Raw genomic sequence first — 13010 nt, 5'->3', positions numbered from 1 at the left:
ATCAGGATGAGGATGAGGTCGTCCAGGACGAAGTCGGGTCGCAGGTGGCCGGTGTCCCTGCCCGGTCGACCGGGCCGCCCACCGCCGTCAACGCTCGCGGACGTACGCCAGCGGCACTGCCGTCGGCTGTCCCTCCCAGGTGCCGCGCAGGGTGACGCCCCGGGCCTCGACCGCCCCGGCGACCGGCCGGCGGACGACGACCACCTCCACCGGGTCGGTGACGATGACCGTGTCGTCCTCGTCGACCACCTGCCGGATCGCGCCGACCTCCGGCACGTCCCCGCCACCGCCGTCGACGGCGATCGTCACCGTGGAGGGTCGCACCTCGCGCCGACCGTCGACCTCGAAGTACTGCTCGGCCTGCCCGGCGCCGCTCAGGACGGCGTGGGTCAGCACCGCCGCGTACACCGGGTCGGCGCAGCCGTCGTACACCCAGCGGCGGCCGAGCGCCGAGTGCTCCATCGTCCCGACCAGCCACTCGTCGGCGTCGGCGAGCGGCGCGGCGCGGTAGGTCAGCGGCACCTGGTGGACCGGACCGTCACCGGCACTCACCAGAAACGTCTCGATGCCGACCTCGCCGGCCGGGTCGTCGAAGCGGTACGCCCCCCGACTCACCACGTCGACGCCGGCAGGCCCCTGATACCAGGGTCGGCCGGGCAGCCAGGTCGTCAGCAGTTCGAGCTTCGTGGGGCGCAGTGTCGCCCGGTGCAGCAGTGCCATGCCCACGCAGCCTAGTCAGAACCCCGCGCAGGGGTTGCCCCCCACCGTGCAGCCCTCCGGTTCCCGAGCCTTCGGTCGACTGTCACGGACGTCGAACCGGATCGTCCGCGACCCGCCGGCCGGCACGGCCGAGCCGGTGAACGTGACAGCCTGCCCGTCCCTGCTCCAGTCCGCACCATCGACGTCGTCGACGCTGCTGCCGTCGGCGAGGGTCACCACCACGACCCACTGCTCGACGGAGGCGGGCCCCGGGTTGTCCACCACCACCTCGCCGGTGTAGCCGAACAGCCGGCTGGAGGAGGTGTCGTAGCGCGCGGCCAGCGGCGGTGGCGGCGGCGGTCCGGTCGGCGTGGGCGAGGGAGTGGGCTTCGCCGACGGGGTACGCGTCGGACGGGCGCTCGTCGGGGCGACGGTACGCGACGGGCGCGCCGAGGGCGTGACCTTGGGTTGCGCGGTCGTCGCCGCCGCCTCCACGACGCTCGGCAGCGGCGTCGTCGGTGTCGCCGACGGGCTCGGCGCGGCCACGTGCTCGGGCTCACCGGGCAGCGTCAGCCACGCCACCGTCCCCGCCGCCAGCGCGACTCCGACGAGCCCGACGACGACCGCACGCCGACGACGCCGAGCCGGGCCGGGCGTGCTGATCACCGGCAGTTCGGTGGTCCTGCCGGCCTCGCCCCGTCGCAGGTCGACCTGCTGGAACGCGAGCCAGTCCAGAATGGCCGGTAAGCGTACGGTCAGCGCCTGCCGCAGCTGCTGCTCGCGGGCGTCGTGCTGCTCGTCCGACCAGGTGCCGTGGGTCGGCACCTCCCGCACGGCCAGCCGACTGCCCTGCTTGGTGGAGGTGACGGCGCAGGTCAGCTCGGTGAGCCGACCGGCTTCGTCGCACCGCAGAGCCAGCAGCTCCGGCACCCGCCGCTCGGTCACCTCGACCTCGACGTCGGCGTCGAAGCCGGGCAGATCGGCCGTGTGCAGCAGCAGCCGGTCCGGTACTCCCTCCACCATGTCCGCCTCGGCGAACCAGCGGCCGAGCAACTCCCGATCCGTCAATGCGAGCCAGACCCGGTCGGACGGGTGGGACAGGTCGACGTGCGCGCCGATCTCGATCACGGCGAGACTCTAACGGGTGGCCAGGAGGCTCCCGGGCCGGCGGTCCGCTCAGCCCCAGCGGGTCGCCCGCTCGGCGGCCGCCGTCAGTGCCTCCCGGGCAGCGTTGCTGAGTTCGGCGACCAACTCGGCCGCCGGCACGTCCCGGGCGAGTGGGTGCGCCTGCCCGGCCCACAGATTGGCCACCGAGGCATCGCCGTCGCGTCGAGCGGCGGCGAGCAGCGGACGGGTCAGGTGCAGCACCTGCGGGTAGCCGACCGGCGCCTGGGCGTCGTGCGTCCGCAGGAACTCGTTGACCACGCCACGGGCCCGCTTGCCGGTGTACGCCCGGGTCAGCCCGGTCGGCTCGGCGCTGGCCACCGCCGAGCGGTGCAGCGGCGACGTGCCCGCCTCCGGGCAGCGCAGGAACGCCGTACCGAGCTGCGCCGCCACCGCCCCGGCGGTCAACGCGGCCGCCAGAGAAGGACCGTCGGCGATCCCACCGGCGGCCACCAACGGCCGGTCGCATCCGGCGGCAGCCAGCCGGAGCAGCGGCAGCAGCGCGTAGTCGTCGTCGTCCGGCACACCACCGCGGTGCCCGCCGGCCTCGGTGCCCTGCACGATCACGGCGTCGACGCCCAGTTCGGCGGCGGCGGTGGCCGCGGCCGGGCGGGTGACAGTGGCCCACACCTCGGTGCCCCGCTCCCGCAGCGCCGCCACGGCGGCACGGTCCGGCAGTCCGAACGCGAAGGACACCACCGGGACCGGGTCCGCGAGAAGCGCGGCCATCTTCTCCGGGTACGCGTCGTCGCCGCCCACCGGCTCCCCGAGTGTCACACCGGCCTGGTCGGCCTGCGGGGCGAGCCGTCGCGCGTACGCCGAGATGGCGGCCTCGTCGACCCGGCCGTCGCCGGGAAGGAAGACGTTGACCCCGAACGGCCGGTCGGTTCGGGCGCGCACCTCGGCGATGTCGGCGACCAGCCGGCCGCTGTCGATCATCCCGGCGGCCAGGAAGCCGAGTCCGCCGGCGGCGGAGACGGCCGAGACGAGAGCCGGCGTGGACGGACCACCGGCCATCGGTGCGACGACGATCGGGTGGCGCAGCGCGGACAGCACGGACATCCACCCATCCTGCCGTACCGCGTCGGTCCGCCTGGCGTCGTCGTGGGTCAGCGTCGGTCGGTGTGCCGCCGCCACAGCAGTCCGGCCACGGCGACGAGCGCCAGCAGCGTCCCCGCACCGGCCGCCAGGGACACCACCCGCCCGCCACCGATGCCGGCCGCCTGCGCCGCCGGTCGGGCTGCGGCGGGGGACGTCGGGGCCGCCGTGGTGGACTCCGCGGGATGAGCGGCGGGGGCCACCGTCGCGGGATACCGCAGGATCGTCGGCCGGGTGCCGGCCGGCTGGTCGGCGGCCTCGGAGACGGTGAGCAGCGAGCGGCCGTCGCGGCTGTAGGTGATCGACTCGCCCTGCGGCTCGTCCGGCAGCGGCGTGATCCGTGGGGTACCGCCGGTCAGCGCGGCGACGATGTCGTCGCCGGCCACGTCGTACTCGAACGCGTCGGCGTAGCTGCGCAGCACCACCCGGCGGCCGTCCGGGGCGTTCGCCGCGCCGGTCACGACGCCCCGCCCGAGAAACGAGAACGGGTTGCTGGTGGTGGTGGAGGGCAGGACGACCTTGCCCACGGAGGCAAGCGGTGTGGTGGCCCCGGACTTCAGAGCGGTGGTCGGCGCGTACAGGACGACGGTGCCGCTGCCGCCCTTGGTGATGATGAGCGGCCGCCCGGTCGCGTCCACGAGCAAGGCCTCGGCGTCGTGCGGATTGTCCGGGTACGTCATCCGGTGCAGCACCGGCCGGTCCGCGCCCGGCGCGAGCCGCCACAGCGCGATCGTCTCGCGGTTGCGGTCGTTGTCACCGATGTCGGCCACCCAGATGGTGCCGTCCCGGCCGACGGCCAGGTCCTCCGTGTCGCGGGGCCGGCTGGGGTAGCTGACGGTCCGCGCCACCGCGCAGCGCTCGTCGAGGAAGAAGATCCGCCGCCGGGCCGCGTCGTCGGCGCCGTCGTTGACCACGACGTACCCGTCGTCGGTGGCGACCATCCCGGAGATCTCGTTGAGCCGGTCGTCGCGGATCTCGCACACCGCCGCACCCGCCCTGGCCGCCGACGCGCCGGCCACCCCTGGCACGGACGCCACGGCCAACGGCGCCGCCCCGACCAGGAGAGCCCCCAGTGTCGCTGCCGCGCGGACGCGCCGCCCCCGGGTCACCCAGCCGCGTACCCGCATCGTCCGCCTCCTCGTCGCGGCCCGTGGCCCGGCCGTCCCGCCCATCCTGGCCGATCGGGGCCGGCGGCGGCGACCAACCGCGCGGACCCGACGACATCCACGCTCCGGGCCCGCGCGATCGCCGCATCCGCGTCGCGACCGGATCTGTCGTACCCGTGGTCCATGATCGTGTCGTCGCAGCGCCGCCGACACCGGCCGCGCGCGCACCACCCTGGATTCTTCTCGATGTGGGAGGCCGTGACGTGACGAACGCCGACGAAGCCGACTGGCGGCGGCGCAGCGTGGTGGCGGTACTGCCGCCGGCCCGCCCCCGCAAGCTGGCGAAGGTGCCCTTCGTCGAGCTGGCCGACGGACGCCTGCAGGGCGTGGTCTCCAGCGGGTCGGACGTCGAGCGGGTCTACGTCTCCTCGATAGCGGCCGACACGCACGCCTACCAGTGCAGCACCAACAACAACCGACCCTGCGGTGGCTTGCGCGCCACCCCGTGCAAGCATCTGCACGCGCTCGCGGACGAGGCCCTCCTCCAGTACGGCGTCGACCGCGTCGCCCGCTACCTGCGGGTCGATGTCGGCGACGGGGTGGCCAGCGGCGCGGAGCTGCTGGCCCGGCTGGACGGTCAGCCCGAGCCGGCGTCGGCGGCGGTGGTGTTCAGCCGCTTCCTGCGCCACCTCGCCTACCTGGAGGTTCCCGTCAGCACGGCCCCGCAGCCGGAGCTGCACTGGTTCCCGGCGACCCGGGCGGGCCGCTGATGCGCGGCGCCCAGGTCGCGCCACTGCGTGCGGCCCCGGCCGGGTTGACCGACGCGCTCGACGTGGTGGCCGGCTTCGACGACGCCCTCGTCGACGGCTTCGGCCGGGTCGGCGAGCGGGGCGCCTCCGCCCTGACCGCGTTCGCCGACGCGTTCACCGGCACGCCACTGGGCGCCCCGGTGGCCGTCGCGGTCGACGCGGTCATCGCCGGGTCGGTCGCCCCGCAGCACCTCGCCGCGCTCGCCGGAGCGCGCTCGGCGCTGCTCGGCGCGGCACACGATGCCCTGCTCGCTCAGCTCGACGAGACACTCGGCCGCACGCGGTCGCCGTGGACGACACCGACCAGCGTGCCTTCCGAGGCGCCGGCGGCGCTCGCCGGCGCGCGGGCGTGGTGGCACGAGGTGGCGCTCACCGGCTGGCGGGGCGTCGACCACGAGCTGCTCTCCGTCGCCGCCGGGGTGGTCGAGACCAGCCTCCTCGTGCCGGAGCTACGACGCATCGCGGTGCTGCTCGACGGGCTCGCCGCCGAGCTGCGGGCCTGCGTCCCGGTCGCCACCATGGCGCAGGTGCCGGCACGTCGGTGGGCCGATCTCTGGGCTCGCGGCGTCCTGCTCGCCGAGGGCACGCCACCGCCCGATGCGACACCCTCGGTCTCCGGGCGGCTGTTGCCGCTCGGTGTGGACGTGCACAGTCACGACACCGCGGTGCAGGTCCAACTGCACGCCATCCTGGAGCCGGCGGACGGCGGCCCGGCGCGGCTGGTCCGCACAGCGGTCACCGCGGCGAAGGTCGACACCATCGTCGGTCCGGCGATCTGGCGGCTGCTGTCGCACCACCCGGCGCTGCTCACCGCGCTGGCCGACAAGCGGGCGTTGACCGTGACCGACCTGCCGCTGCGCGGCGGCGACCTGAGTTGGGTCGACGACCGGGTCCGGCTCGACGAGCCCGCCGACCCGTTCGCCACGGCCCGGGTCCTGTTGCCCGCCGCGACCACGGCCGCGACCGACCCCCTGGACCGGCACCCGGCGGGCATCGCCGAGCCCGTCCTCGTGGAGGGGCCCGTGATCCGGGACGAGGCCGACGCCCTCGCCGTCGAGGTGGACGGCGAACGGATACCGCTGGCCGTCGACAGGTTGCCGGCCGCCGGTCCGCTGACCGTCGACCTGGTCGCCACCGCGTCCGCCTGCCTGGGGCTCCTGCGCTGGGACGACGGCCGGTGGCAGCTCCAGCCGTTGGCGGTGCTGGGCACGGTGAAGCGGCGGACGGTGCAGGCGCACAACGGCGACTGGGCGTGCGGCGTCACCGATCCCAAGATCGCCAAGGAGGAGGCGCGGGCGGGCGACGCCGTGGCCGTGCTGCGCGAACGCGCGGGACGGTTGCTGCGCCGATGACCACGCCGATCCCCACCGGCGGGTTCGCCGACGCCAACCGCCGTCAGGTCCTCTACTGGCGGCTGTTGTCCCGCCTCTTCGACCACGACGAGCAGCCCAGCCTGGAGTCGGCGAGCGTGGCCGTGGTCGACGACCTCGGGCTGCCGGCTGCCCTGCTGGACCCGGCCGTCTCGGTGGACACCATCGTGCAGCGCTTCCCGACGCTCGCGGCCGAGCTGCGCGGCCTGCTCACCCCCACCGACGCCGAGCCACGAGACGACGGGCCGCGCGAAGACGGGCCGCGCGAAGACGGGCCGGACGGCGCTGAACAGAGGAGTTCCGGGCCCCGCGACGCCGAATCCGACGACGCCACTCCGGCCGATGACCCGCCGGGCGAGGCTTCGGACTATCGGCCCGGCCTGGCCGAGGTACGCCGCGCCGCGCTGGTGTCGAAGGTGCTGCTGAACGTGTTCGCCACCGGCTCCGGCCCGGTCAGCGCCAACCAGCTGGCCCGGTGGCAGTCCGACGCCGGCTGGTTCGAGCAGGCACTCGGCTGCGAGCCCGGCGAGCTGCGCCGCCAGAGCGGCGGGCTGGGCGGCACCCTCGCTGGGCTGGAGGGTGACCTGGTCCGGCGGATGCACCTGCGGGAGGTGCTTGCCGACCCCGCGCTGGCCAGCCAGCTGACGCCGAGCATGTCGCTGATCGAGCAGTTGCTACGGGACAAAGCCAACCTGTCCGGGCTGGCGCTGGCCAACGCCAAGGCGTTGATCCGGCGCTTCGTCGACGAGGTCGCCGAGGTGCTCCGGACGCAGGTGCAACAGACGAGTGTCGGCGCGCTCGACAGGTCGGTGCCGCCCAAGCGGGTGTTCCGCAACCTGGATCTCGACCGGACCATCTGGCAGAACCTGACCAACTGGAGTCCGGACGACGAGCGGCTCTACGTCGACCGGCTCTACTACCGGCACACCGCACGGCGCACCACGCCGTCCCGGCTCATCGTCGTGGTCGACCAGTCCGGCTCGATGGTCGACGCGATGGTCAACTGCACGATCCTCGCCTCGATCTTCGCCGGCCTGCCGAAGGTGGACGTGCACCTGATCGCCTACGACACCCGGGCACTGGACCTCACTCCGTGGGTGCACGACCCGTTCGAGGTGTTGCTGCGTACCCAGCTCGGTGGCGGCACCGACGGCACGGCGGCGCTGACGCTGGCCCGGCCGAAGATCGCCGAGCCGAAGAACACGGTGCTGGTGTGGATCTCCGACTTCTACGAGGTCAACCACCACGCGGTCTTCGACGGCCTGCAGGCCGTCCACCGCTCCGGCGCCAAGGTCATTCCGGTGGGCTCGGTCAGCAGCTCGGGCCAGCAGAGCGTCAACCCCTGGTTCCGGCAACGCTTGAAGGACCAGGGCACCCCGGTCATCTCCGGCCACATTCGCAAGCTCGTCGTCGAGCTGAAGAACTTCCTCACCTAGGAGAGCACTCCCTCATGTCCGAGATGTTGCGCGCCCCCGCCGAGGTCACGTACGCCGACGAGCTGGATTTCCTCGAATCGGTCGACACCGGTCCGAAGCCGTTCTCGTGGCGCCTGAGCCCGCGCATGGTCCGGCTGTTCGTCCTCGGGTCGGAACGGGCCGACGGCCTGTCGCGGGAGATCCCGCAGAAGTGGTTCGGCGACCGCAGTTTCGTCGAACGCGCCATCGTGACCCTCGCCTCGGACCGGGGCCTGCTGCTGATCGGTGACCCCGGCACCGGCAAGAGCTGGCTGGCCGAGCTGCTGGCCGCGGCCATCTGTCGCAACTCGACCCTGGTCGTGCAGGGCACCGCCGGCACGACGGAGGACCACATCAAGTACTCGTGGAACGTGTCCATGGTGATCGCCAAGGGCCAGTCCCGGGAGTCGATGATCCCGTCGCCGATCATGACGGCGATGGAGCGTGGCGTGGTCGGTCGCTTCGAGGAGTTGACCCGCTCCACCAGCGACGTGCAGGACGCGCTGATCTCGATCCTGTCCGAGAAGTACGTCTCCATCCCCGAGCTGGACCAGGACAACATCGTCTTCGCCCAACCCGGTTTCTCGATCATCGCTACCGCGAACAGCCGTGACCGGGGCGTCAACGACCTCTCCTCGGCGCTCAAGCGGCGGTTCAACTTCGTCCGGATTCCGGTGGTGACCAACAAACGCAGCGAGGCCGAGATCGTGCGGTTCCGCACCGAGGAGTTGCTGCGCCGGCACCGCATCGAGCTGGACGTGCCGCCCACCCTGCTGGACATCCTGTTGCAGAGCTTCGCCGACCTACGCGCCGGTGCTGCGGCGGCCACGAGCGACGACGAGAAGCTGGAGTCGGCGCTGTCGACCGCCGAGCAGATCGGCGTGCTGGAGGACGCGATCCTGCACAGCCAGTTCTTCGGCGACCGTACGCTGCGCGCGGCGACGCTCGCCGGGTCGCTGGTCGGGTCGCTGGCCCGCCGCAGCCCCGAAGACCTGGCAATCCTCAACAAGTACCTGCACGGCGTTGTGGAGCCACGGGCCCGCAAGGACGACGACGGCTGGGCGGGCTTCCTGGACGGTGGTCGTCAGGCGATCGCGTCCCTCTCGTGACCGCAAAGACAGTCGCCGGCACGTTCGGCGCGCTCCGCGAGCAGCTCACCGATGCGGCGACCGCGTTCGCGGGCTCCCCCGACGCGCTCGGCGCGATCCTCGCCGGCATGGTCGACGATGTCGACCGGGCGCTCGGCGAGCGGCTGGAGATCTTCCCGGTCTGCCACCACTCGCCGGCCTCCGCGCTGGCCATGGTGCGCCGGCTGCGCGCCAAACAGCCCCGGGTGATCTACCTGGAGCTGTGCGAGGATCTCCAGCCGCTGCTCGGCGAGCTGCGCAACTGCCGCCTGCCCGTGGCGGTGCAGGCGTTCGCGTCGGAGCTGCCCGGCTTTCCGGCCGACTGGGGGCCGCTCAGTGTCGTCGCACCGATCACCGAGGCGTCGGCGGAATACCAGGCCATCGCGTACGCGCTGGAGACCCCCGGCGTGGAGTTGGTGCTGGTGGACCGCTCCACCGACCACGTCTTCCAGTGGTCGCCGCGCGAACAGCCGACCGGCGCGAGCAGCGCGAACGGGCCGACCGACACCGCTGCCGAATCGGGACTGCACGGCGACGCGGTCGGGGTGGAGATCGGCGACCTGCGACCCCGGTTCGCGGAGCTGGAGGCGTACCTGCTGCACCACGGCAAGGTGCGGCACTGGTCGGAATGGTGGGACCAGTACGTCGAACGCCCGCTGGCCGACGCCGACCACGACACGTACCGGCAGGTGATGGTGCTGATCGGCAGCCTGTTCCGGCGGCTGCGCCCGGCCGACGCGGATCGGCTCGATCGCGACGAGGACCGCGAGCGGTACATGTGGACGCGGATGCGTCAGCACCTGGCCACCTCCGGCGTCGATCCGGCTGACTGCCTCTACGTCTGCGGCGCGTTCCACGCCGCCAGCCGGGTCGAGCAGTTCGGGCTGGGCTCCGCCGCGGACGACTTCGAGATCACCCCGCGCACCGACACCCGCTGGCGGTATGGGCTGATCCCGTCCAGCCACTCGGCGATCGAGGCACAGTTCGGGCTGGCGTCGGGCTCGGTGTCGATCGCCTCGGCGACCTGGGCCAAGGAGGTACGCCGCCACGGGCTGTCGCCGTACCAGCTCGGCGGCCAACGCACGACCACCGCCCGGGGGCGGCGCGGCCGGGTCACGACGGTTCCCTCCCCCGCCGGGCCGGTCGATGACCGACTCAGCGGCTTCCTCGCCGCGCCACCACGCCTGGACGGCCTGGACGAGGCGGAGTTGCGCGGCTGGTGTGTCGACATCGTCCGGTTGGCTCGCCGCAACGGATACCTGGCGAGCACCGCCGACGCGATCGCGGTCTTCGAGACGTCGGTCCTGCTGGCCGGTCTGCGCAACCGGGCCCGGCCCACCCCGTACGACTTCGCCGACGCCGCGGTCACCTGCATCGAGAAGGACGTGGTGCCCGGCCGGCGGGACGTCCGGCGGCTCTGCGAGATCCTGCTGGGCGGCGACCGGATCGGTCAGGTCGGCTACGACGCTCTGCCGCCGCTGGCCCGCGACGTGTTCGATCGGCTGGAACCGCTCGGCCTGGCCCTGGAGAAGCGCACCGTCCAACGGGCGCTGCTGGACCTGAACGCCGAGCCGGCGTTGGCCCGCTGCTCGGACCTGCTGTGGATCCTGCGTCATCTGCTGCCACCGGCCGCGGTCCGCCCGATCATGGGTGAGCGGCGGCTCGGCAAGCGCTCGGTCCAGGAGAGCTGGGACCTGGCGCTCGGTCACCATCAGCGGGCGTTGATCGAGCTGGGCTACGAGGGTGTGACCGTCGAGCAAGTGCTGGAGCAACGACTGCGCCGGGCGGTGCGTGGCCCTGACGCCACCGCCGCCGGCGCCCTGGCCGCGGTCGAGGACGCGATCCGGTTGCTCGACAGTCCGCGCCTGGTCAACGAGCTGGGGGCGCGGGCGGTGGAGCTGCTCGCCACCGCGCGCACCGTCGACGACGCTCCCGACGTGTTGCGCCGCATCCGACGGTTGCTGGCGCATCACCGGGCCACCGCGCCGACCCTGCCGGCCTGGTGTGAGGCATTCGTGACGACCGGGTACGCGCACTACTGCACCCTGCTGCCCACCGCGATCACCAGCGACGAGACCAACGTGCGGCAGGTCGGCGCGATGCTCGGCTTCCTGTTCTCCATGGAGGGTCTGGCGCTGTCGTTGGGCTGCGACCGAACCCAGCTGGAACTGGCGGTCGCGCAGTCGCACCCGACCGCGCCGGCGAAGGTGGCCCTGCTCTGGGCGGGCCGACACCAGCTCGGCCTGCTGTCGGTGGCCGATCTGCGGGCCCGGTGTGCCGAGCTGCTGGCCAACCCGCTGGTGGTGCCGGCCTTCCCGCAGTACCTGGCCGGATTCGTGCACGCGCTGGAACCGGTGCCGGGTCTCGCGCCGTTCGTCGTCGAGACGATCTCCACGGCCTTCGCCCGACTGCCCGATCCGGTGCTGCTGCCCTGGTTGCCGACCCTGATCACGACACTGCGGGAGCAGGGCCCGGAGCTGGTTCCGCTCCTGATCCGTGAGGCCGGACGCACCTTCCCGGAGTCGCTGCCGGAGCTGGATTCCTGGGTGCCGCCGTGGGTCGCGGCCCCACCTGTGAGGCGGCTGCACGACAAACGTGCCGCCTCCGGGCCACGGCGGCGGGTCGGCGTCCTCCTCGCCGCGCATCCCGAGGTGGTCGACGCGATCTCCGGTCTGCTCGGGTACGACGGTGGGTGGCTGCCGGTCGACGACGCTGCCGCCGAGCAGGGCGGGGTGGCCGGGCTGCTGGCGAGGCATCCCGAGTCGGTCGAGGCCGTCGCCGCGCGGGTGGCGCGCCAGGCGTGAGTGCGACGGCGACGGGTAGGCAGCGGCCCGGCGTCATGTCGACTTCCGCCGGGTAGGAGGCTTCGATGAGCACGTACCGGGACGAACAGGGCGATCAGTTCCCTCCTCCGGAGGCCGACGCCGCCGAGCAGCGGCAGGACGCGTTCGACGTGGGACCGCCGGACCGGGTCTCCGGCGACGTGGACCCGGAGGCGTCCGAGGCCGACCTGGCCGAGCAGGGCGCGCTGCCGGCCGGCGCTCTGGAGGAGGTGACGTCGTTGCCGGCCGACGCCAACCCGGCGGACGCCCTCGAACAGCGTCAGGAGATCCCGACGCGGGACGAGGGACGCCGCACCTGATCGCGCCGGTCGCGCCCCGCTGGAAAACCCCGCCCGTGACCGGCCGCACTTGACCCCGTCGGTCGCGCCGCATTCGCCGTTGGGGACTGCCTGCTGGCTGCGCCCCGACCCTCCGGGCGGGGGTACGTGGCTTAGAACCAGTGGAAGTGACCGGAGCCGCGGGGTCGGTGGGCGGCCAAGGCCTGCTTGACCCAGCCCAAGAATCGGCGGTAGTAGTGCTCCACCGGACCGGGGTGCGGTCCAGTACAAGTCGGTCAGGTCCCGGCTCGCCTCAGTCAGGCAGCCAACCATGTCCACCCCTAGCAGCTTCGGCTCGTCCGAGTAGTCGGCCACGAGTTCGACTTTCGCCTGCTCGCACGGCCAGGGATGTACGCAGGACGCGCAGAACCAAAACGGCCGGACCGGGGAGTGCCGTACCGGCGGTCTACCTTCGTTCGCATGGCAGATGGACCGGGCGAACTCGTCGCGGCGGGCGAGGTCTTGGCGATGCTCGGGGTGGGCCGCTCACGGTTCCGCCAGATCCAGCAGTCGCCACACTTTCCGGCTCCCTACGCCCGGCTGTCGGTCGGTTCGATCTGGCTCAAGGCTGATGTAGAGAAGTACATCGCCGAGCACCGACGCCCCCGCCCAATGGACGAGGACGAGTAGCCCCGTCCGGCCCGTCCCCATCGGCCTGCACCCACATCATCCGGTTGACCGGGCGGGGCAGGCGCTCGCGGCACAGCTCCGGCAGGCTGCGGCCGGTCGCCAGGCCCAGCTTGGCGGTCAGCGTCTGGACCAGCATGGCCATCAGGTTGGCCACCACCACGACCCAGACGAGCAGGTATCCGTAGCGGGCACCGGCCGCCGAGTTGGTGGCGAAGTTGCCCGGGTCCGGGCGATCTGTAGCGGCGTCGCCGTCGTCGCCGTGAGTTCGTTGGTGACCATCGAGCACCTCCCCCTCGAGTACGGATCGCGTGCCTGTTCCCTTCCCGCAGGGCTGACCCGTCGGTGCCAGGGGCTGGCCCACGGGTGCCACGGTCGCCTCGCGCTTGACAGCCG

Annotated in this window: 10 protein-coding genes and 3 pseudogenes; 8 read left to right on the top strand and 5 right to left on the bottom strand. The window is 72.9% G+C overall.

The window, feature by feature from the left end; all coding sequences use genetic code 11:
- Window positions 1-87: 87 nt before the first annotated feature.
- Genes ABZU91_RS29980 through ABZU91_RS29965 form a run of 4 tightly spaced genes read right to left on the bottom strand, consistent with a single transcriptional unit; the run spans window position 88 to window position 4088 of the window.
- Complete coding sequence (locus ABZU91_RS29980) at window positions 88-720, bottom strand: hypothetical protein (protein WP_355247714.1); 633 nt, start codon at window positions 718-720, stop codon at window positions 88-90.
- A 15-nt stretch (window positions 721-735) separates the two neighbouring features.
- The gene (locus ABZU91_RS29975; protein WP_355247711.1) at window positions 736-1827 is read right to left on the bottom strand and encodes a cellulose binding domain-containing protein; all 1092 of its coding nucleotides are present in this window, start codon (window positions 1825-1827) and stop codon (window positions 736-738) included.
- A 48-nt stretch (window positions 1828-1875) separates the two neighbouring features.
- On the bottom strand, window positions 1876-2925 hold the full coding sequence (locus ABZU91_RS29970) for a nitronate monooxygenase (protein ID WP_355247708.1): 1050 nt from the start codon (window positions 2923-2925) through the stop codon (window positions 1876-1878).
- A 47-nt stretch (window positions 2926-2972) separates the two neighbouring features.
- Window positions 2973-4088, bottom strand: a complete 1116-nt coding sequence (locus tag ABZU91_RS29965; protein ID WP_355247705.1) for a hypothetical protein — start codon at window positions 4086-4088, stop codon at window positions 2973-2975.
- Window positions 4089-4369: 281 nt separating this feature from the next.
- On the opposite strand from ABZU91_RS29965, the gene ABZU91_RS29960 reads away from it, so the two are divergent.
- From ABZU91_RS29960 to ABZU91_RS29925, 8 genes and pseudogenes are all read left to right on the top strand, one after another.
- The gene (locus ABZU91_RS29960) at window positions 4370-4837 is read left to right on the top strand and encodes a hypothetical protein (RefSeq protein WP_355247722.1); all 468 of its coding nucleotides are present in this window, start codon (window positions 4370-4372) and stop codon (window positions 4835-4837) included.
- On the top strand, window positions 4837-6228 hold the full coding sequence (locus ABZU91_RS29955) for a hypothetical protein (protein ID WP_355247702.1): 1392 nt from the start codon (window positions 4837-4839) through the stop codon (window positions 6226-6228). The genes ABZU91_RS29960 and ABZU91_RS29955 overlap by 1 nt, the downstream gene beginning before the upstream one ends.
- A pseudogene (locus ABZU91_RS29950) lies at window positions 6225-6461 on the top strand (VWA containing CoxE family protein); the annotation flags it as partial. The gene ABZU91_RS29955 and the pseudogene ABZU91_RS29950, both read left to right, overlap by 4 nt.
- Window positions 6462-6620: 159 nt before the next feature.
- Window positions 6621-7682, top strand: a pseudogene (locus tag ABZU91_RS29945) (VWA domain-containing protein); the annotation flags it as partial.
- Window positions 7683-7696: 14 nt separating this feature from the next.
- The gene (locus ABZU91_RS29940; protein ID WP_355247699.1) at window positions 7697-8809 is read left to right on the top strand and encodes an AAA family ATPase; all 1113 of its coding nucleotides are present in this window, start codon (window positions 7697-7699) and stop codon (window positions 8807-8809) included.
- On the top strand, window positions 8806-11631 hold the full coding sequence (locus ABZU91_RS29935; protein WP_355247696.1) for a hypothetical protein: 2826 nt from the start codon (window positions 8806-8808) through the stop codon (window positions 11629-11631). The genes ABZU91_RS29940 and ABZU91_RS29935 overlap by 4 nt, the downstream gene beginning before the upstream one ends.
- A 65-nt stretch (window positions 11632-11696) precedes the next feature.
- Window positions 11697-11969, top strand: a complete 273-nt coding sequence (locus ABZU91_RS29930) for a hypothetical protein (RefSeq protein ID WP_355050400.1) — start codon at window positions 11697-11699, stop codon at window positions 11967-11969.
- Window positions 11970-12407: 438 nt separating this feature from the next.
- A complete protein-coding gene (locus ABZU91_RS29925) occupies window positions 12408-12617 on the top strand; it encodes a hypothetical protein (RefSeq protein WP_355247693.1) in 210 nt (69 codons plus the stop codon).
- 19 nt (window positions 12618-12636) lie between these two features.
- Here the strand turns inward: ABZU91_RS29925 and ABZU91_RS29920 are convergent.
- Window positions 12637-12903: pseudogene (locus ABZU91_RS29920) on the bottom strand (Nramp family divalent metal transporter); the annotation flags it as partial.
- Between the last annotated feature and the right edge of the window lie 107 nt (window positions 12904-13010).

It is taken from the genome of Micromonospora sp. NPDC005174, assembly GCF_040608495.1.
Classification (GTDB): domain Bacteria; phylum Actinomycetota; class Actinomycetes; order Mycobacteriales; family Micromonosporaceae; genus Micromonospora.
The sequence above is the reverse complement of the archived record's forward strand: the minus strand, read 5'-3'. Positions and strand labels throughout refer to the sequence as shown.